The following is a 20,573-nucleotide window of genomic DNA, read 5'->3' on the forward strand; positions in this document are numbered from 1 at the left end:
AGCTACCCTTTTCCATTTAGTCGTATCCTTGCAGCAAAAAAGAGCAGAGATATTGTCCCGCTCTTTTATGCCATCTCTTTCATTTGCTCCGCTTGATCTTCTGTAATTAATGCATTGATCATCTGCCCTATATCTCCCTGCATAAAGGAGTCAAGCTGATATATGGTCATATTGATCCGATGGTCCGTCACACGGCCTTGCGGGTAATTATAGGTGCGTATCCTCTCGCTTCTGTCTCCTGATCCTACCTGACTTCGACGATTTTGAGCAATTTCATTGGCTTGTTCCTGTGCCATTTTATCATACAGACGAGCTTTCAAAATTTTCATGGCTTTGTCTTTATTTTTCAGCTGAGATTTTTCGTCCTGACAACTTGATACAATGCCCGTTTCCAGATGCGTAATTCGAACAGCCGAATCTGTCGTATTAACACTTTGACCACCATGACCTGAAGCTCTGAACACGTCTACTCTTACGTCATTAGGGTTTATTTCAAATTCCACATCATCCACTTCTGGCAATACAGCTACTGTAGCCGCCGAAGTATGTATACGACCACCTGATTCTGTGGTAGGAATACGTTGAACACGATGGGTGCCACTTTCAAATTTCATCATGGAGTAAGCGCCTTTTCCTTTTATCATAAACACCACTTCTTTATATCCACCTACACCACTTTCACTGGCACTCATTAATTCTACTTTCCATCCTTGATCTTCTGCAAACCGGGAATACATCCGAAACAAATCAGCGGCAAAAAGTCCAGCTTCGTCCCCGCCTGTCCCGGCACGCACTTCTACAATAACATTTTTATCATCATTAGGATCCTTGGGTAATAACATAATTCGAAGCTTTTCCCGAAGTGTTTCTTCTTTTTCTTCTAACTCGCCCAGTTCCATACGAGCCATTTCCTTTAACTCTTCTTCGTTGCTTTTATCATACAAAATTGCTTTTGTATCCTCTAAGCCTTGAAGGGTTTCTCGATAATCCCGATATACCACCACAATTTCTTCCAGCTCAGCATGTTCTTTTATCAATTTTCTCCACAAATCCTGCTGGTTGATGACTTCCGGATCACTTAGTTTTTTTCCAAGATCTTCGTATTTATCTTCTAAAAACGACAACTTTTCAAGCATTTATTCATCACCTTTTCCTCTATCCGTATCAACGGTGTTTCATAACCTTTATGACTAACACATTTTTTCCATCAAGTTATTATATCAAACCGACTCTAGGATTGCCAGTTCTTTTTAAATCCTATTACTGTCCGATCCTTGCCAGCTAAATCTTTGAGAATCCTTACATTTTCCAATCCTGCCTGTTCCATCAATATCTGTAATGCTTCCCCTTGCTTCCATCCCATTTCAAAAGCCAGAAGAGCCCCCGGCTTCAACAGCTCTAAAGCTTCTTCCAAGATAATCCGATAAGGGGCCAGTCCGTCAGTACCACCATCCAAGGCCATCTTCGGTTCGTAACCAATGACAGAAAGAGGAAGGCTTTTCATTTCCTCTTGCGTAATATAGGGTGGGTTAGACACGATTGCATCCAGTTTTTTTCCTTGGGCTTTTATCGGTTCTATCATGTCTCCGAAAAGAAAAGTAATTTGATGATCAACCTGTTGCTGTTTTGCATTATTTCTTGCAATTTCTAAGGCTTCTTGAGAAATATCTGTCGCTATGATTTGAAGCTCCGGCTCAAAGTGAGCCAGGCTTATGGCAATAGCGCCGCTGCCAGTCCCAATATCGGCCAATAGCAAGTCTTTTTTCTGGTGGTTTTTCACCCATTTCAATATAGCTTCCACCAGAATTTCCGTATCCGGTCGAGGAATCAGAACCGCCGGTGTCACCCGAAAAGAAAGGCCCATAAATTCCTGTTCTTCTGTCAAATATGCTACAGGACATTGTTGCTTTCTTCTTTGAATTAATTCAGCGAATTCTTCCCCTGTTCTCTGATCAACCTCCAGCTCCGGATACATATGAAGCTGTATTCGCTCTACTTTAAGAAGATGTGCCATCAGCACTTCCGCATCTAGGATGGGAGTTTGCACTTCCGATTGTTTTAATTCATTCACGGCCCATCGAATCCATTCTATCCTTGTCACCCTTTCCACCCTTTCCTTTTTCCCTAACGAAGAAGCTACGCCTCCTGTTTATTGGATATTGCCAATTGCCTGCAAGATTCCTTCCGACAATGTAGGATGAACCATCAAATGTTTTTCTATGTCTGACACTTTCATCTTCTGCTGTATCATCATGCCGAGAAAACCCACCTGTTCACCAATATCCAAACCGGTCATCCACACCCCCAGCAGTATCCCCCCATCATCAACCAATACTTTTATATGTCCTTGACTCCAGGGTTGTACTCCTCCCCGCCAGGTATCCTTCCAATAAGCCATCCCTTTACGGTAGGGTGTTTTTTCAGCTATCAGTTCTTTTTCCTGTTTTCCCGCCCCTGCATTTTCCGGTATGGTAAACATAGCTCTTGGTAAAGCTTCATACTCCCAGGGAATGGATTGATTGAATGCTAAATGCCTGCCGAGAAATAAACCTTGTTGTCCGGCGGTATGTGCCATCTCCATGCGTCCATTAATATCCCCTATCGCATAGATAGGCGCCAGAGATGTCTGGCACTGTTTATTGGTAAGAATACGGTTTTCTTTTATTTCTATCTCCAGTTCTTGAAGTCCCCTAGGAAAATTAGGTTTGCGTGACATGGCTACAATGACTTTTTCTCCTAAATAAGCTTCCCCGGATTCTGCTCTGAGCTTGACACCTTCAGGCAATATTTCAGCCTCCGCTACCTTACAACCACTTTTTAAGCTTACGCCGTTTTTTAACAACCTGTCAAATAGGGGTTGTTTCAAGTCTTCATCCATGCCTTCAAGAAAGGCCGGCATCATCTCCAGCACCGTTACCCGACTACCTAACTCTGAAAATAAAGAGGCAAATTCCAATCCTTCTACTTCCCCCCCTATAATAAGCAGGGAATCCGGTATTTTGTTAAGCATTACAGCTTCTCTGTGCGTAAGAATTTTATCCTCATCCGGCCTTATATGTTCCGGATAGCCAGGGCTGGTTCCCGTTGCCACCACTATTTTTTCAGCATGGATTTGATAGGAATGATTAGGGTGATCTACCTGATACGTATTGGCATCCAGAAATTTTCCATTTCCCCAAAGTAGCTGAACCCCATTCTTTTTTAGGTTTTTTTCCATCCTTTGGCTGGTCTCTTCCATATATTGCTGGCATTTTTGAAATAAGGCATCCCTATCCACCGATAAGCTTCTTCCCGACATTTCTACTTTTCTCGTTAACTTCAGCTGATCCAAAAGAAATTTAACCGGAAGACAGCCAGATCGAAAACCAGTACCACCTAAAACTGATTCCTTCTCCACCAAGATTGTTTCCAGCCCCTGTTTGCTGCATTCCATAGCACAAGTATAGCCAGCTGTACCACCACCAATTATTAAAACCTTTGCTTCTCTATTGATCATTGGTTTTCCACCACCTTTTTTCAGCTTATTTATTGCATTATAACACAAAAAATCAAACGAGCTTCTGCACTTTTTAAGGTGAGAAGCTCGTTATCCATAATAGATTCGGAAGTAGCTTTGCCATTCTCTTATAAACTTTGGTGGAATACTATGCTCTGATTTCATACATCAACGCCTTTCAAAAATATTTGGATTTTTCTTCCATAAAGGTCATACCCGTTACTTGCAATCATTTTTTCTTACTTTTCAAGCCTTTACGACTCTTTATTGTCTGATGGGTTCACCAGAATCATTTTGGTTGCTCACCGAGAGTGACAGGGAGCTACCGGAATCTATTGTATTACTATGATACCACCTGCTTTTGATCTTAAACATTTATTTTAATTTTTCTCCCTTCTTTTCGAAATAAAAAGAAAATCCCGCTGATAAATCCAGTCGGGATTGGTTGGTCACTACACACCATATTTCTTTTTGAATTTTTCAACACGACCGCCTTTTTCCATGGTTTTTTGTTTACCAGTGTAAAATGGATGGCAATCTGAGCAAATTTCAACACGAATTTCTTCTTTTGTAGACCGAGTTTTAAAATCGTTTCCACAAGCACAATGCACCTGCACTTCATTATACTCCGGATGAATTCCCTTTTTCATTTCCTTCACCTCTTTCCTATTGGTACTTTGAAAGCCCTGCCAATTCAGGACGAATTAGTACGAAAAGAACGCTATTATTATAGCATAGGAATTGACCCTATGCAAGATACCATTATAGCAACTTTTTACCAGCCATGTCAATAAATTCTCGATTATCCTTGCTATCCGTCATCAGTTTAATAATTGTTTCTGTCACTTCTTGAACAGAGTTGTTGCTAAGCGCTCTTCGAATACGCCATATTGTCTCTAATTCCAGTTGGCTTAACAAAAGCTCTTCTCTCCTGGTGCCAGATCGATTAATGTCCACTGCTGGGAAAATTCTTTTTTCCGAAAGTTTCCGGTCCAAATGAAGCTCCATATTACCAGTTCCCTTAAATTCTTCATAAATCACATCATCCATACGACTTCCCGTATCCACTAGGGCTGTAGCCATAATCGTAAGGCTTCCTGCCTCTTCCAGTTTTCGTGCCGCACCAAAAAACTTTTTGGGTGGATGCAAAGCAGCCGGATCCAACCCGCCGGATAAAGTTCGGCCAGAAGCTGGTACGGTTAAATTGTATGCACGTGCCAAACGGGTAAGGCTGTCCAATAAAACAAGGACATCTTTACCATGTTCTACCAAACGTTGAGCACGGGCTAATACCATTTCGGCCACTTTAATATGATGACTTGGCATTTCATCAAAGGTGGAATAAATCACCTCTCCTTTGATCGAGCGTTTCATATCCGTCACTTCTTCCGGCCGTTCATCAATAAGTAGCACAATGATTTCTACTTCCGGATTATTATGAGCTACGCTATTAGCTATTTTCTGAAGTAAAATGGTTTTTCCTGCTTTTGGAGGAGAAACGATGAGACCGCGTTGGCCTTTTCCAATCGGTGCAAGAAGGTCAATAAGGCGGGTGGACAGGTCATGATTCTGATATTCAAGGTTTAACCTTTCCTGAGGATAAATGGGGGTCAGGTATTCAAAGGAAGGTCTTTTGCTGGCTTTCTCCGGATCTAATCCATTTATTTTTCGAACGTATAAGAGCGCTTTATACTTCTCGCCGGATTTAGGCGGTCGCGTAACTCCTGTAATTAAATCGCCGGTTTTCATACTGAATCTCCGTATTTGAGACGGGGACATATAAATATCAGCATCTCCAGACAGATAGTTATCGCTTCGCAAAAATCCATATCCATCCTGCATGATCTCCAGGATTCCCTGTGCCTTATTCGCCTCTTCTCCATCCGGTATTTCTTCCGAAAGATGTTGAGGTAACACAAGGGTTTTCTTCTTTCCTTCAGCCGTCATGATTAAATCGATCAGTTCCTGCTTTCGATACCGTGCGAGATTTTTAATGCCTATGTTTTTTGCAATTTCACGTAAATCCTGGAGCTTTTTTTCTTCAAGTCCCTTGCGATCCAAGCGGACACCTCCTAAAACGCATAAAGCGGCTTTCTATTGAAATTATGAATGGCTTCCACAAAGCGAATGGTACCACTTTCAGAACGCATCACCACAGAATGAGTTTTTCCCATCCCATTCCCGATAAAATTAACGCCTTTCAGTAAAGCTCCATCCGATATTCCTGTTGCGGCAAAATAAGCTTCAGGCCCTTTTACCATATCGTCCAGGGTTAAAATTTTAGACACATCTATTCCCATTTTTTCGCATCGTTCTTCCTCTTCTTCTTCAAACGGCACTAACTGACCTTGGAAGTTTCCACCCATGCATTTCAGTGCAGCAGCGGCAATAACACCTTCCGGTGCTCCGCCAATACCTAGTAACATATCCACACCCGTCTCTTCGACACAGGTTGCTACTGCCGCATCCACATCACCGTTTTCAAATAGCTTTATCCGCGCACCAGCTCTTCGGCACTCTTCAATAATCCCTGCATGACGATCCCGATTCAAAATGGCTATGGTTAAGTCTTGAATGCTTTTACCTAATGCTCCAGCCGTCGCTTTAAGGTTTTCTTCCACCGGGGCACCCAAATCAACATATGGTGCCGCTTTAGGCCCCACCGCAATTTTATCCATGTACATATCCGGTGCATTTAGCAAACAGCCTCTCGGCGCCATGGCGATAACCGAAATAGAATTAGGCATTCCATTGGCCACACTAGTTGTCCCTTCCACAGGGTCGACGGCAATATCTACCTTAGGTGAATGAGGTCCACCTTTCCCTACTGCTTCGCCGATATAAAGCATCGGTGCTTCATCCATCTCGCCTTCACCAATCACTACGATTCCGTCAATATCAATCGTATCAAACATACGTCGCATACCATCTACCCCAGCCTGATCCGCCGCGTTTTTATCGCCTCTCCCCATAAACTTCGCAGCTCTTAAGGCGGCCGTTTCCGTCACTCTCACTAAATCCAACGCTAGATTTCGATCCATTTCACAGCACCTCCCAAATAGCAGAATGATGCATTAAAGTCGCCTTTAAAGGCACTACAAAGGCACCATTCTGCTTTTTTATGATTCTCCCTTTACTTCACCGCATTTTCCCAATCTTTTAGAAATCGTTGGATACCCAAATCCGTAAGGGGATGTTTGACCATTTGCTTAAAAACAGTGTAGGGAATAGTTGCAATATGAGCGCCAGCCGCCGCCGCTTCCGTGACATGGGTATTTCTACGAATGCTTGCCGCAATAATTTCTGTATCGATAAGATGTCTATCGAAAATATGGCTTATTTCGGTTATGAGGTCCATTCCATTATGTCCAATATCATCCAATCTACCGAGAAAGGGACTGACAAAAGAGGCGCCAGCTTTTGCCGCCAGCAATGCTTGTGCAGCTGAAAACACCAAGGTTACATTGGTTCTTATCTCTTGCTCAGAAAATAGCTTGGTAGCCTTCAACCCTTCTTCTGTCATAGGCACTTTAATAACAATATTCGGGTGAATATCCACTAACGCCTTTGCTTCTTCCACCATCTCTTCCGCCTTAAGGCTTATCACTTCAGCACTAATAGGTCCGTCTACAATGCTAGCGATCTCTTTTACGGTTTCTTTGAAATCCCTTTGCTCTTTGGCGATCAGCGAAGGGTTGGTGGTCACTCCCTCAAGAACACCCCAACGATTCACTTCTCTGATTTCATCTAAATTAGCCGTATCGATAAACAACTTCATTCCATCAGCTCCTTCATTCTCTTGACTCATTTTGCTATTTTTTTAACCCAAGAATCATTCGTGCTTCGTCCGGCGTTGCCACTTCACGACCCATTTCTCTTGAGATTCGAGCAATCCGTTCTACCAGTTGAGCATTAGAAGTCGCCAACTCACCTTTTCGGTAAAACACATTATCTTCAAATCCTACACGAACATGACCACCTAAAAGAATCGCCATCACAGACATCGGTAATTCATGACGGCCAATACCAGCCACCGTCCAGGTAGATCCTTCCGGTATGGCATTTTTCATAGCCAGCAAATCCTCCGGTGTTGCCGGACAGGCCCCCGGTACTCCCAGTACAAAATCAAAATGAATCGGCTCTTTCAAAAGTCCTTTTTTCACTAACTTCATCGCATTGACAATAAATCCTCTTTCAAAGATTTCTATCTCCGGTTTCACATTTCTCTCAAGCATCATTGCTGCAAATTGTTCCATCATGCTCTCTGTATTCATAAATACTTCTGACCCAAAATTACAGGTACCACTGGTCAGACTAGCCATTTCTGGATTCAGTTCCACCGGTTGTAGCCGTTCTTCCGGACTATGCCAAACTGCCCCGCCCGTAGATGGCTGAAAAATAGCATCGCAAGAAGCTTCAATTTTTTCTTTTATTTCTCGATAAACCTCTCTGTCCTGAGTAGGATTCCCTTCTTCGTCTCTGGCATGCACGTGCAAAATAGAAGCCCCTGCCTCGCAACACGCTTTTGCTTCGGCTGCAATTTCATCCGGAGTTAAAGGCAACGCCGGTTGGTTTTCTCGTGTCACTTCAGCCCCCGTCAGAGCCGCTGTAATAATCAGTTTTTCCACAAAATCGCTCCTTTCACAGTTGTCATTCTGGTTAATAATGGTCATTATGTTGTCTATCATTATAACAGGATTTTTCACTATTTGAAAGGAACTACACACAAAAGAAAGCCCTTTCCCGAAGAAAAGAGCTTTCCTGATCATCCTTAAGAAGGATATGCTTTTTAACTAGGACAGTTTTGGTGAGAAAATTGCCAGGATAGCAATAATTGCTAGCCCAAAGATCATCAAGCCAGTTTGTTCGATGTCTGTAATTCCCATAACAGCTACAACCGCAACCGCAATAGGAATAACGTATTTGATCAAATTATACCAGATGTTGAATAATCCAAATTCTTTTTCACCGCTATTAGTCAGTTCGTCGTATAGATCTTCTTTTTTAACTACCCATCCAGCAAAGATTGCCAGCAACATTCCGCCAATCGCCAGGAAGATTTTATCCGTCAGGATATCGAAGAAATCAAAGAACCCTACACCAAAAATGGTGACTCCACTCATTACTCCCAGAGAAAGAGAGGAAAGAATTCCCGTCACGATCATAATTCCACCAGCAGAATAGACAGATTTCTTTCTTTCCATGCCTCGCTGATCAATAAGATACGCAACCACTACTTCCAGCAGAGAAACGGAGGAAGTCAAAGCCGCAACGGTCAGAGCAATAAAGAAAACAGCTCCAAACAAGGGGCCTATCGCACCCATTTCCGCAAAAATGATTGGAACTACTACGAACACAAGCCCAGGACCAGCTGTTGGCTCCATACCAAAAGAGAAGAGGGCCGGAAAAATAGCAACACCTGCTAAAATAGCTACTCCGACGTCAAGAGCCGTTACAATCAACGCATTGTTTGGCAGGGTTTCTTTTTTACTCAAATAACTACCGTAAGTAATCATACAACCCATTCCCAAACTAAGAGAGAAAAAGGCTTGCCCAAGTGCTGCCAGCAATGTCTGCCCTGAAACTTCCGAAAAGTCTGGTTTGAAAATAAATTCAAGACCCGCACTGGCGCCCGGAAGGGTAACACTTCTAAGCGTCAGAAAGGCTAAAAGCACCAATAGGGTTGGCATTAGTATCCGTGCTGCTTTTTCAATACCACCGGCAATCCCTTTCGCAACAATCAGAATATTAAAAACAAGAAAAACAAGCATCCATCCTAAAGGTTCTACCGGATTGCCAATAAACCCTCCAAAAGCATCACCAATAGCACCTGCATCGGACATAAGACCTGTTAAAGACTTAAATACATAAGCCAAGGACCAGCCGCCTACCACCGGATAAAAACCCATGATGAAAAAGGCGGAAAGAACTCCGATCACACCGGCAAAAGTCCATCGGTCACTATAACTTTTATAAGCACCTACGGCTGCCAGGCCTGTTCTTCGGCCAATCGCAAATTCAGCAATCATTACACTAAGTCCAATAACAAATACAAAACCTAAATAAATTAAAATAAATGCACCGCCACCATTATCTCCTGCCATATATGGAAATCGCCAGATATTACCCAACCCAACAGCTGAACCAGCCGCCGCCATAATAAAACCTATGCGGGATCCCCAGTTTTCTCTTTGTTTCATAAAATACCTCCTTCAAAATGTAAGTTGCGTCATCAAGATGTTAACGAAGTACTTGCTTTTCCTGTGTTATTTTACTTTTCACCCCCTCTTTTTCCTTGTGTCAGAAAAGTCCGAATCTTTTTCTCTTAGATAATTCAAAATAAATCAATTTGATTATAACATAATATACCAGCTTCAACAAGGATTATTCGAAATTGTCTTAATTAATAATCAATTTGTTAATTGTTTGTCAATTAACATCTCCCAAGACTTTCTTCCCATTTAATTTGTATTCGCTATCTTTTCCCCCTCCAATAAACCCAGGTTTTCAAATGATTCCTTCTGTCTTTCAAGGGCTTCTAAAATCTTAGCGGTATAGACAGCATCGTTCAGAGCACTATGAAAACGTTCTTCCATCGTAATCCCAAAGTGTGTCACCGCTTTTTTCAAGCCTACTTGCTGCCCCTTAGGTGCTTCCATGACTTTCATGCACATTTTCTGAACATCACACCAGGTAATTTTCAAGTCCATTACGATGCAATGGTAGTCGCAGTTGCGTTTCAGTTCGTTATAATCGTCCATTCCCCAGGAGCACAGTTGTACAGGGTCATCACCTATCCATTCCTTAAAAATTTTCATTGCTTCTGGAAAAAATATCCCGCTATCCAGAATTTCCCTGGTAATTTTTGTTTTCTTTTGTATGGTTGGGTGCATCCGTTGATATAGCGTCGGTTTTACCATTATTTGAAAACTGTCTATCACCTCATACTCATCGTTTAATTTCACCGCTCCTACTTCAACAATTTCCTGCGGGCATTCCGGATGAGCATTCCCTTTTTTTAACTGTTTTGTTTTCCGATCTATTTTAAATGCTGTATTAAATTCTAAATCATATATAATCCGTTGCATCACAAACTCCCTTTTGTCATTATTTTTTCTTACACTACTCTATTGTACCTTACAAAAGAAATTCCTGAAACAAAAAAGTTCTCTTCACAACTGCGAAGAGAACCAGAAAGCTATTGTTGCTACCATTTATTTTTTGATTGAGACTTCCCTCTGTTATCGGTCTTTTTTCGGCTGTTACCTGAATTCCACCTGCTTTTTCCTCCAGGTTTTCCGCCTTTGTAGCCACCTTTAGAGCCACTTTTTGATCCTTTATAGCCGCCACTGCTTTTTCGACTTCTCCGAAGAGGTTCCTGCTCAGTGATTTTTACAGGAATCGTCACCGGTTCTTTCGTAATTAATTTCAAAGCGGCCGCCACCATCAAGGTAGAGTCATTTTCTTCCAATAGCTCTCTTGCCACTTCCTGATAAGGCAAGTACTCTTTATTCTCTATAATTTGCAGCAAGTTTTCTACCGCTGTTCGTTGCTGACCTTCCAAAGCGTCTGACAAGGTCGGAGCTGATTTTCGAAGAATTTTTTTCTTAATGCTCTGCTCAATACTTCTAAGGTGATCCATTTCTCGTGATGTGACAAAAGTGATGGCTTCTCCCGTTTTCCCTGCTCGTCCTGTCCGACCTACCCGATGAACATAACTTTCCGGATCCTGCGGAATATCAAAATTATATACATGAGTGACACCACTAATATCTAAGCCACGTGCCGCGACATCGGTTGCTACCAGCAATTCAACCTGACCTTGTTTAAAACGTCTCATTACCTGATCTCTTCGAGATTGGGTCAAGTCGCCATGAATAGCCTCCGCTGAGTAACCTCTCTTTTGAAGGGCTTCATATAGTTCGTCTACACGTTTTTTGGTTCTGCCAAAAATAATACCTAATTCCGGAGATTGTATGTCCAGCAAGTTGCAAAGAACATCAAATTTTTTCCGCTCCATTATTTCAATATAACTTTGTTCCGTAAGATCTACGGTCATTTCCTTCGCCTTTGTCCGAATAAGTTCCGGATTTTGCATAAACTGCTCACCCAGCTTTTGAATAGGCTTCGGCATTGTAGCTGAAAACAATAAGGTCTGTCGTTCTGTAGGCACTTCTTTCAAGATAGTCTCAATGTCTTCAATGAAACCCATGTTCAACATTTCATCCGCTTCGTCCAATACGACCATGGATATTTTTTCCATCCGAATCGTCTTGCGACGCATATGATCCATCAAACGCCCAGGTGTTCCCACTACAATGTGGGGCTTGTTTTTTAAGGATTTGATTTGTCGCCCAATTTCCTGTCCTCCATAGATCGGCAGGGCTCTTATTTTTTTTATTTGTCCAATACGATTGATTTCTTCCGCTACCTGAACCGCCAGTTCTCTTGTAGGCGCAACCACCAATCCCTGCACCATGCCTTCTGCTGGGTCCAGCATTTCAACCATAGGCACACCAAAAGCAGCGGTTTTCCCCGTTCCAGTCTGAGCCTGACCAATAACGTCTTTTCCTTCCATTAAAAGAGGGATCGTGGATGTCTGTATAGGAGTCGCTTCCTCAAATCCCATATTTTCCAAAGCCTTAAGTGTTTCTTTCCCAATACCAAGTTCATTAAATAATTTCATGTAACTCTTTCATCTCCTTTGTTTTTCAACAGCTTACATCTTTTTAATTGTTTTTTAGCATTCGCACCAGACCTATTTAGAGCACCCGATCATATCCGGAATAATGAATTAGGAATGACGAATTAACACAATCCACTTCACATATTACTTCATTATTCCTAATCCATCACTCTCTTAAACAAAGCGAATCAATCAAGATCTCCCATTAGTCATAAAAAAAGGCAATTCCGCAAAACGGATTGCCTTTTTTCGGTCTGATTTTATAACTACAGCTTGGTTACGTTTGCAGCTTGAGGACCTCTGTTACCGTCCACTACTTCAAACTCAACTTCTTGACCTTCATCAAGAGTTTTGAAACCGTCACTCTGGATAGCTGAGAAATGTACGAATACGTCGTCACCGTCTTCTCTTTCAATAAATCCAAAACCTTTTTCTGCGTTAAACCATTTTACTTTGCCAGTCATTTGTTGGCCTCCTTTTTAATTCTGTTAAAAGCAAAATAAACTCCAAAGTCTTTGATACTGCCTTCTTACAAGAGGCCTTCAAATGCTTTTTGTTCTTTCACTTTTTAACTACAGTTATTATAATAGCATACCTTTTTACGAATTGCAAGCTTTATTTTTAGAACGTGTGTTCCTTTTCTGCTTTTTTATGTTATAATCATTCCAGAGGTGTTTCCAAATGAATCTATCCGAAAAAATTAAAATTCTGGCCGAAAGCGCTAAATATGATGTTTCCTGTTCTTCTAGCGGCAGCAATCGAAAAAACATCGCCGGCGGCCTTGGCAATGCGGCACAGTCAGGTATTTGTCATACCTGGTCTGCTGATGGACGATGTATTTCCTTATTAAAAATCCTGATGAACAATAACTGTCAGTATGACTGCTTCTATTGTCACAATCGTCGATCCAACGATTTTCCAAGAGCTAGTCTCCTGCCATCCGAACTAGCTGACTTAACCATCGCCTTTTACCGTCGAAATTATATTGAAGGGCTTTTTCTTAGCTCAGCCATTGAAGATCACCCGGATCGAACCATGGAAAAGATGACTGAAGTGCTTCGCCTTTTAAGAAAGAAACATCTTTTTAATGGCTATATTCATATCAAAGGCATTCCCGGCTCAAATCCCTTACTCATTCACGAAGCTGGTTTGCTGGCTGATCGTATTAGCGTTAATATTGAACTTCCTTCTGAAAAAAGTTTGCAATTACTCGCACCTCAGAAAAAGAAAGAAGGCATCCTGTTGCCAATGAAGCAAATTCATCAAACAAGTCTCCAGCAACAGCAGGAAAAAAAGCATTTTCCTTCGGCTCCAGATTTTGCACCAGCCGGTCAGAGCACTCAGGTGATGATTGGTGCCAGCCCAGAAAATGACCGGCAAATTTTGAGGCTTTCAGAAAGCCTTTATCGTAAGTTCCAGTTAAAAAGAGTCTATTATTCCGCTTATGTGCCGGTTAATAAAAATTCCAAACTTCCTCTTCCTATCCAGCCGCCACCACAACAGAGGGAACATCGACTTTACCAAGCTGACTGGCTTTTACGATTCTATGGTTTCCATGCCGAAGACTTACTGCCCAGCCATCAGCCTGATTTAAGCCTGCACTTAGACCCTAAATGCGTCTGGGCACTAAACCATCCTGAGATTTTTCCGGTTGAAGTCACCCGAGCCGATCTCCATACCTTATTGAGAGTTCCCGGTATCGGCCCTGTATCCGCCAGACGGCTTATGACAGCCAGACGGTCATCTCCTCTGCATTTTGACACCCTTCAGCGAACCGGCATTGTTATGAAACGCGCCCGCTACTTTATTACTTGTCAGGGAAAGTATCACGGAGGCAAGGATTTTTATCCAGAAAGAATTTCCCGCCTCTTACAACAGGAGAGCCAACGTCAGATGGCAGGATATAAAGGATATCAGTTAAGTTTCGAGGATTGGAGGCATGAAATAACAAGATGAAAACTTTTTTATATGAAAACAGTTTCGATGGTCTGTTAACCGCTCTGTACTATGCCTTGGCGGATGGCACCCTAGAGAACCGAGTGGTTTCGAAGGAGCACTACCAGCCGGACCTATTTTCACAACCAGTTACCATTGCTACCGATTTCCATATTTCTCAGAAACTATATGAAGGGATCCCTCGGCGTATTTCCGGGCAGACCCTTCGAAATATCTACCATTTATATTTATCAGAAATATTAGAGACAGGCCAGTGGAGTTATCTTTACCTGCGAAAAGGCTTTCAGATTGGCCCAGCCGTTAACCAACATATAACAGATCCCGAAATACATCAGGTATTAAAGAAATGCCGCCAGGTTCTTAGAGAATATCATCGTATGACAGGCCTATTGCGCTTTCAGTCTTTGAAAAACAAGGTTCTTTATGCACCCTACCACCCAGACTTTCACCTTACCCCTTTACTGGCAGGCCATTTTTCCCGCCGCTTTTCTTCTCATCCATGGATTATTCACGATATCAATCGTGAGCAGGCAGCCTTTTGGGACACCAAAAAATGGGTTTTACATCCACTTTCTCCAAAAGAAACACTTCCTCTTTCAGGGGATGAAGTTCATTTCCAGCAACTCTGGAAAGCTTATTTTCAACAAATCGCCATAAAAGAACGTCTTAATCTGCCTCTTCAACAACAATTCGTTCCCCAAAAACATCGCCGTTACTTAACAGAATTCACAGAATAATTGTCAGTTTTAATAGGCTATGGTATTCTTAAATTCATCATCTTAAACGAAAGGCAGGCTAGAAAATGCTGCGTATGAGTACCGACGACAACCTTTTTCTGGAAACGATACCACGAAAAAAAACCTGGCAAGAACGCTGGAAAGCACCAGTCATTTCCATCCTTATCATAACATTGCTAGGAGTGATTATTATGAATGGCTGGCGTTCCAGCACCCCTGAGGGCCTTTCTTTCGAAGGACCTATGAGGCGGATTACAGATATAGAGTTTCTTTATGACCTTACTTACCGATATCGTGGCGAAACCCAACATGACCAACAGATCTTTGAAACAAAATTGCAAATGATTGAAGAAGCCTCCTCCTTTATTGTTCTGGACTTTTTCCTTTTCAATGATGAATATAACCGAGAGGAAAGCTTTCCTGATTTAACCCGTCAACTTACGGATGCTCTACTGTCCAAACGGAAAGATCATCCTGATATGCCGATCATCCTCATAACTGATGAGATAAATGAATTTTATGGTGCTTACACAGCCCCGCATCTGGATAAATTGCGTCATAATGATGTGGATGTGGTGATCACAGACTTGGATCAAATCGGAAATTCCAACCCTCTTTACACCGGCATATGGCGCACCTTTTTTCATCGTCTGGATCCTTCTGGTCCGGGGGTTTTCCCGAATCCTTTCAGTCCGGATTCTCCGAGGGTTACGCTGAATGCTTATCTCCGATTATTAAATTTTAAGGCTAATCATCGCAAGGTTCTTATTACAGACAAAAGCGCTTTGATTACTTCAGCCAACCCGCATGATGCCAGTGCTTACCATTCAAACATTGGGATTAAGCTTTCCGGACCCATCATTGCCGATTTGCTGGTAAGCGAAAAATCCGTTGCTCTCTTTTCAGGTTTTGAATTTCCAGATCTTCATCATCCTTCGATGGCTCTGGATTCTACAGAAGTGCAAGCTCAAGTGCTTACAGAAGGAAGAATCCGCCAACGGCTATTAGAAATGATTCAACATGCTGAAAAAGATGAGGTTCTTTGGATTGGTCAATTTTACATGGGAGAACGTCAAACGGTAAAAGCTCTGAAAAACGCGGCGGATCGTGGGGTAGAGATACGTCTTATTCTGGATTCGAACCGGGATGCTTTCGGCATGCGTAAAATTGGCATTCCCAACCGGCCTGTCGCTACAGAACTGATGAACCACTCCTCGGATAAGATCACCGTCCGTTGGTATGATACCAGAGGCGAACAATACCACAGCAAACTGGCCGTAAGGTCTGGTGAAGATCAGATTGAAGTAATCGCCGGATCTGCCAATTTCACTTCCCGCAACATTAGTGACAAAAATCTGGAAACTAATCTTCGGGTCATCGCTCCTACTGACCATGATTTTTCAAAAGATGTATTGAATTATTTTCACCGTATATGGGAAAATCAGGACGGTCATTATACCCTAGATTATTCCGCCTTTGGAAATAGTCGTTTTCCTAAAAGACTTCTTTATCGCTTTCAGGAGTGGAGTGGTTTTTCAACTTTTTAGCAATCCAGGGATAAGGCAAAAGGAATAATGACCGTAAAACAGCTACCTTCTCCCAGTTTGCTTTCCAGATGAATACTGCCACCCATTGCTTCTACTAATTTTTTAGTGATGGTAAGCCCCAATCCACTGCCGCCATATTTACGAGTGCTTGAGCTATCTGCTTGATTGAAAGATTCAAAAATAAGATCTTGCGACTTCTTTTCTATTCCAATGCCTGTATCTTTTACTGAAAGTTGAATTTCAATGATTTCTTCTGTTTTTTTAAGCATCTTGGATTCTAATGCAATCTTACCTTCTTTCGTAAATTTAACAGCATTGCCCATTAAATTCATCAGAATTTGCTGGAGCCTTTCCTGGTCTCCAAAAATGATTTCCGGAATCCGGTGATCATGATGAAAAAAAACCTTGACCCCATCCTGTTCCTGACCATAAACGCATTTCTCCACAATATGGGTCAACACAGATTCTACATTAAAGCATTGATCATTCAGCTTTACTTTTTCCGACTCAATACTGGACAGATCCAGTAAATCATCCAGCAAGCGCCTCAGCATCACTGAAGAGCTATTCATCATTTCCAGGTATTCTCTTTGTTCTTCATCTAGATCCGTTTCTCCCATTAACTGCAAAAATCCGAGGATGCCATTTAGTGGTGTCCTTATTTCATGACTCATATTAGCTAAAAACTGAGTTTTCACTCGGCTGGCACATTCTGCTTTTTTTCGAGCTTTTTCCAGCTCCTGATTTTTTCTGACCAATGCCTCTTCCATCTCTTTTTCCCGAGTCAGATCAACCAGTGCTATTCTTATTAAGTACTTCTCTGTCTGGCTTTCCATTAAATTGCTATGAAGTTTAACAACTCTTTCCCCTTCTGCCGCTTTCATTCTCAGTTGAAGGTTTTCATTAGCGCCTGTTTCCACCACTTTTTTCAAATAAAAATAAAAAGCATCCTGACTTTCCGGACTGACCCACTCCTCAATACGACGACCTATCAGCCAACGTTCTTCCTCTCCTATAAAAGATTCAAAAAATTGGTTTGCCGCTGTAATCAAATGGCCTTCATCGATTACTACATAGCCCAAGGGGGCATTATTAAAAATACTGTAATAATGTGCTTTTGATTTTTCCAGTTCCATTTGTACTCTTCTCAATTCCTCATTTTGATGCTTTAATTCTTGGTGATACACACTGAACTCTTCCATGATCTCTTCTATGTTTTTTTGCCGAATAAACTCCTGATCAATTTCCCTGTTCTCTAACACATTAATAATTGTTTTTTGAATTTGTTCTTTTTTTTCTTCCTCCAGATTCATGTTTTCACCTCTTCGCTTCTAAAAACCTTTGATTCTCCTCTTTTTTCCATTGCTTCTTTAAGTTGTTGACGGCTCTCCCCAAGGTCTGATTCCACTTGCTTTAATTTCGTAATATCAACAAAGGTAATTAATACACCTTCCACCGCATTATACGAGGTTCTGTATGGCCGAATCCGACAAAACCAAGTGCGTCCATCTTCTGCTAGTATTTCTCGCTCGACGCTTCGAAGCTTCTCCATCACCTGATGCACATCTTCCAATAGTTCTGGATAGTTGTCCAAGGTTGAAATGTGAGCAATCGGTCTGCCTATATCTGAATCTCTGATATGGGTAAGGTGTGTAACCATCGGTGTTATTTTTCGAATACATCGTTTTCTATCCAAATAAATTGCACCTACATCCGTATTGTTCAGTAAATTATTCAAATCATTATTTGCTTGAGTCAGTTCATCAATCTTAATTTGATATTCTGAATTAACCGTATACAGCTCTTCATTAACAGATTGCAGCTCCTCATTGGTGCTTTGCAATTCTTCATTGGAAGCAATTAATTCTTCATTGGATGACTGCAATTCTTCATTGGATGTTTCCAGCTCTTCTACGGTTGCCTGAAGATTTTCTCGACTGACCTGCAATTCTTTTTCCAACTCCTGGATCCGTTGACTCATTTCTTCACGAACACCGGTTTTTGTGTCCGTAGTCTTCATTTTACTTGCCTTCGCCTGTCTTTTTACGAAGGACAACAAGTAATATCGAATATTATCTACGGAGAAACTCCTACCTTCCAAGGTAATCAACTCTCCCGGATACCTTTCCAATTCACTAATATTTTCATACATTAGCTCTTTTTTCCCTTGACGCAACCTCCGAACCAGCCCGCTGGCATAAATGGACAAATCCGCAGGCAAGTTATGGAATAAGATTGGAGAAAACTTGCCAGACTTTACTTCAAAGAATGGATTCATGTCATTAATAACCTGTATGATATGATCCTGTCCATCTATAACGACAGACGGAGGTAGTGCCACCTGCATGACACTATCGCAAATCCGGTTGATTTGCTTGTGTTTGTGCGGGTTTCCTTCTGGCTCCCACCATTCTACCTGTTCTTTGTTTTTAGGTGTCAGGCTTTGAATTTCGCCTATTACTGGTGGTTGAAAGCCTTCTTTATATTGATATATTTTCCATTTGCTATTGATGGTATTGAACCCTTCACTCATTTCTCCCAAGGACTCACTGTTCCCCATAAAAAGGTAACCCCCGGGACTTAAAGAATAGTAAAACATATTAAGAATCTTTTGTTGCATGCTTGGCTTAAGATAAATAAATAAATTGCGGCATACCATCAGATTTAATTTAGAAAAAGGAGGGTCTTTTAAAAGATTATGAGTAGCAAACACGACTAATTTTCTCACTTCTTCATTGACCTGATAACCATTTTCAACCTTAGTAAAGTATTTTGCCAGCAGCTCCGGATGAACATCCGACAAGAGACTGTCTGGATAAAACCCTTGGCTGGCTACGTCCAGAGAATGCCGGTCAATGTCCGTCGCAAATATCTTAACGTCGCAATTAGGATTTGTATGTTGCCTTTCTTCCAGGCAGAGCATCGCCAAGGTATATACTTCTTCTCCCGTCGAGCAGCCCGCCGACCAAATCCGAAGAGTATCTTCTTTCGTCAGCTTTCGAATAACATCTTTCCGAAGGCATTGGAAGGCTTCTGCATCTCTGAAAAAACCTGTGACCCCTATTAATAATTCCCGGTATAAAATATCTTTTTCTTTATCTGATTCTACCAGAAGCTGCAAATACTCTTCCAGCGTCTGGCATCTGTTAATACTCACTCGTCGTTCCAATCTCCTGGTAATCGTATTTTCTTTATAGTAAGAAAAATCGATTCCACTGTAATTCCGAAGGATCAAATTTATCTTCGCCAGTGTGTCAATATTTTCTGGCATATTTTCTTCTAATGACTTGCTTTTTTGGATAAATGGATGCCTGATATAGTTTAATAGTTCTTCGGCCATTTTTTCCGGCGTTAATATGTAATCCACCAAACCTGTAGAAATGGAACTTCTTGGCATCCCGTCAAATTTAGCGCTTTTTTCATCTTGAACCATAATCATACCGCCTGCTTCTTTGATGCTTCTAATCCCTAAAGTTCCATCACTTCCTGTTCCAGATAACACAACCGCCACCGCTTTTTTCCCTTGATCCGCCGCAAGGCTTCGAAAAAAAACGTCTATCGGTAAATTGTTTGTTTTATGAGTGCTATGCTTTTCCAAATATAGCTTTCCATGAAAAATCATCAGATTATATCGGGGAGGAATTAAGTAAACATGATTCGCCTCCACTTCTGTCCCGTCTTTCGCAATCGAAATGGTCATACTCGTACAACGAGCCAGCAGTTCATCCATCATACTTTTGTAATCCGGTGACAAATGCTGAACGACAATAAAAGCCATTCCTGTATCTTTCGGCATTGCATGAAAAAACTGCTGTAACGCTTCCAACCCACCAGCCGAAGCCCCCACTCCGACATAATATACCGGTTTGATCTGTTTTTCTTTCTGAGAATGATCCATTTTTCCATCCTTTCTTTTTTCACCAATTGCTTCTTCACTGTTTATACCCAAGCAACATTGCCAGCTTTCATCTTTTTATCTTTTGGTTAACCTTTTGGCTGACAGTTCTTAATCATCTGTTCGTGTATTTTTGCTAATATGCGAATATCTCCTTGTTTCTATAAAATCATGCGATTATTTCCTAAAATTCTGTCTTTTTCATTGATTGTCGCTATATGAAACGGTATAATAAAGTGTACCCTTTAAAAACAAA

The 20,573-nt window shown here is 41.5% G+C and carries 17 protein-coding genes; 3 read left to right on the top strand and 14 right to left on the bottom strand.

The window, feature by feature from the left end; translation table 11 throughout:
* Positions 1-65: 65 nt before the first annotated feature.
* The 12 genes from prfA to BLV55_RS05265 all read right to left on the bottom strand — a co-directional run bounded on the left by prfA (position 66) and on the right by BLV55_RS05265 (position 12,646).
* A complete protein-coding gene (gene prfA / locus BLV55_RS05210) occupies positions 66-1,136 on the bottom strand; it encodes a peptide chain release factor 1 (protein WP_093311954.1) in 1,071 nt (356 codons plus the stop codon).
* A 95-nt stretch (positions 1,137-1,231) separates the two neighbouring features.
* On the bottom strand, positions 1,232-2,101 hold the full coding sequence (prmC, locus tag BLV55_RS05215; protein ID WP_093312307.1) for a peptide chain release factor N(5)-glutamine methyltransferase: 870 nt from the start codon (positions 2,099-2,101) through the stop codon (positions 1,232-1,234).
* A gap of 48 nt (positions 2,102-2,149) precedes the next feature.
* On the bottom strand, positions 2,150-3,496 hold the full coding sequence (locus BLV55_RS05220) for a dihydrolipoyl dehydrogenase family protein (RefSeq protein ID WP_093311956.1): 1,347 nt from the start codon (positions 3,494-3,496) through the stop codon (positions 2,150-2,152).
* Positions 3,497-3,948: 452 nt separating this feature from the next.
* Positions 3,949-4,146 carry a 50S ribosomal protein L31 gene (gene rpmE / locus BLV55_RS05225; protein ID WP_093311958.1) on the bottom strand — a complete coding sequence of 66 codons (198 nt, stop codon included), beginning with the start codon at positions 4,144-4,146 and terminating at the stop codon, positions 3,949-3,951.
* A 112-nt stretch (positions 4,147-4,258) separates the two neighbouring features.
* Complete coding sequence (rho, locus tag BLV55_RS05230; RefSeq protein ID WP_093311961.1) at positions 4,259-5,557, bottom strand: transcription termination factor Rho; 1,299 nt, start codon at positions 5,555-5,557, stop codon at positions 4,259-4,261.
* Positions 5,558-5,568: 11 nt separating this feature from the next.
* The gene (glpX, locus tag BLV55_RS05235; protein ID WP_093311963.1) at positions 5,569-6,537 is read right to left on the bottom strand and encodes a class II fructose-bisphosphatase; all 969 of its coding nucleotides are present in this window, start codon (positions 6,535-6,537) and stop codon (positions 5,569-5,571) included.
* Between the two features lie 92 nt (positions 6,538-6,629).
* Positions 6,630-7,274 carry a fructose-6-phosphate aldolase gene (gene fsa / locus BLV55_RS05240; protein ID WP_093311968.1) on the bottom strand — a complete coding sequence of 215 codons (645 nt, stop codon included), beginning with the start codon at positions 7,272-7,274 and terminating at the stop codon, positions 6,630-6,632.
* 34 nt (positions 7,275-7,308) lie between these two features.
* The gene (kce, locus tag BLV55_RS05245) at positions 7,309-8,124 is read right to left on the bottom strand and encodes a 3-keto-5-aminohexanoate cleavage enzyme (RefSeq protein WP_093311973.1); all 816 of its coding nucleotides are present in this window, start codon (positions 8,122-8,124) and stop codon (positions 7,309-7,311) included.
* Between the two features lie 165 nt (positions 8,125-8,289).
* A complete protein-coding gene (locus tag BLV55_RS05250) occupies positions 8,290-9,696 on the bottom strand; it encodes a sodium-dependent transporter (protein ID WP_093311975.1) in 1,407 nt (468 codons plus the stop codon).
* 261 nt (positions 9,697-9,957) lie between these two features.
* On the bottom strand, positions 9,958-10,584 hold the full coding sequence (locus BLV55_RS05255; protein WP_093311977.1) for a 3'-5' exonuclease: 627 nt from the start codon (positions 10,582-10,584) through the stop codon (positions 9,958-9,960).
* 119 nt (positions 10,585-10,703) lie between these two features.
* Positions 10,704-12,182 (bottom strand): degradosome RNA helicase CshA, encoded by a 1,479-nt coding sequence (locus tag BLV55_RS05260; RefSeq protein WP_093311980.1) that lies wholly within the window; start codon positions 12,180-12,182, stop codon positions 10,704-10,706.
* Between the two features lie 266 nt (positions 12,183-12,448).
* Positions 12,449-12,646, bottom strand: coding sequence for a cold shock domain-containing protein (locus tag BLV55_RS05265; RefSeq protein ID WP_093311985.1), 198 nt, complete (start codon positions 12,644-12,646; stop codon positions 12,449-12,451).
* 217 nt (positions 12,647-12,863) lie between these two features.
* Between BLV55_RS05265 and BLV55_RS05270 the strand changes: the two genes are divergently transcribed.
* The 3 genes from BLV55_RS05270 (at position 12,864) to BLV55_RS05280 (ending at position 16,422) form a co-directional block, all read left to right on the top strand.
* Positions 12,864-14,138, top strand: coding sequence for a putative DNA modification/repair radical SAM protein (locus tag BLV55_RS05270; RefSeq protein ID WP_093311988.1), 1,275 nt, complete (start codon positions 12,864-12,866; stop codon positions 14,136-14,138).
* On the top strand, positions 14,135-14,875 hold the full coding sequence (locus BLV55_RS05275) for a TIGR03915 family putative DNA repair protein (RefSeq protein WP_093311991.1): 741 nt from the start codon (positions 14,135-14,137) through the stop codon (positions 14,873-14,875). The genes BLV55_RS05270 and BLV55_RS05275 overlap by 4 nt, the downstream gene beginning before the upstream one ends.
* 65 nt (positions 14,876-14,940) lie before the next feature.
* On the top strand, positions 14,941-16,422 hold the full coding sequence (locus tag BLV55_RS05280) for a phospholipase D family protein (protein ID WP_093311994.1): 1,482 nt from the start codon (positions 14,941-14,943) through the stop codon (positions 16,420-16,422).
* Here the strand turns inward: BLV55_RS05280 and BLV55_RS05285 are convergent.
* On the bottom strand, positions 16,419-17,735 hold the full coding sequence (locus BLV55_RS05285; RefSeq protein ID WP_093311996.1) for a PAS domain-containing sensor histidine kinase: 1,317 nt from the start codon (positions 17,733-17,735) through the stop codon (positions 16,419-16,421). The genes BLV55_RS05280 and BLV55_RS05285 overlap by 4 nt on opposite strands.
* Positions 17,732-20,371: a chemotaxis protein CheB gene (locus tag BLV55_RS05290; RefSeq protein ID WP_093311999.1), complete on the bottom strand. Its 2,640-nt coding sequence runs from the start codon at positions 20,369-20,371 to the stop codon at positions 17,732-17,734. Before BLV55_RS05290 ends, BLV55_RS05285 begins: the two co-directional genes overlap by 4 nt.
* Positions 20,372-20,573: the final 202 nt, after the last annotated feature.

The organism is Tindallia californiensis (assembly GCF_900107405.1).
GTDB classification, from domain to species: domain Bacteria; phylum Bacillota; class Clostridia; order Peptostreptococcales; family Tindalliaceae; genus Tindallia; species Tindallia californiensis.

Bases quoted from the DNA above. Each gene is read 5' to 3' on its own strand.
- glpX (WP_093311963.1), bottom strand. From the start codon at position 6,537: ATGGATCGAAATCTAGCGTTGGATTTAGTGAGAGTGACGGAAACGGCC.
- BLV55_RS05265 (WP_093311985.1), bottom strand. From the start codon at position 12,646: ATGACTGGCAAAGTAAAATGGTTTAACGCAGAAAAAGGTTTTGGATTT.
- BLV55_RS05285 (WP_093311996.1), bottom strand. From the start codon at position 17,735: ATGAATCTGGAGGAAGAAAAAAAAGAACAAATTCAAAAAACAATTATT.
- BLV55_RS05275 (WP_093311991.1), top strand. From the start codon at position 14,135: ATGAAAACTTTTTTATATGAAAACAGTTTCGATGGTCTGTTAACCGCT.
- rpmE (WP_093311958.1), bottom strand. From the start codon at position 4,146: ATGAAAAAGGGAATTCATCCGGAGTATAATGAAGTGCAGGTGCATTGT.
- fsa (WP_093311968.1), bottom strand. From the start codon at position 7,274: ATGAAGTTGTTTATCGATACGGCTAATTTAGATGAAATCAGAGAAGTG.
- BLV55_RS05250 (WP_093311975.1), bottom strand. From the start codon at position 9,696: ATGAAACAAAGAGAAAACTGGGGATCCCGCATAGGTTTTATTATGGCG.
- BLV55_RS05260 (WP_093311980.1), bottom strand. From the start codon at position 12,182: ATGAAATTATTTAATGAACTTGGTATTGGGAAAGAAACACTTAAGGCT.
- prfA (WP_093311954.1), bottom strand. From the start codon at position 1,136: ATGCTTGAAAAGTTGTCGTTTTTAGAAGATAAATACGAAGATCTTGGA.
- BLV55_RS05280 (WP_093311994.1), top strand. From the start codon at position 14,941: ATGCTGCGTATGAGTACCGACGACAACCTTTTTCTGGAAACGATACCA.
- BLV55_RS05220 (WP_093311956.1), bottom strand. From the start codon at position 3,496: ATGATCAATAGAGAAGCAAAGGTTTTAATAATTGGTGGTGGTACAGCT.
- BLV55_RS05255 (WP_093311977.1), bottom strand. From the start codon at position 10,584: ATGCAACGGATTATATATGATTTAGAATTTAATACAGCATTTAAAATA.
- BLV55_RS05270 (WP_093311988.1), top strand. From the start codon at position 12,864: ATGAATCTATCCGAAAAAATTAAAATTCTGGCCGAAAGCGCTAAATAT.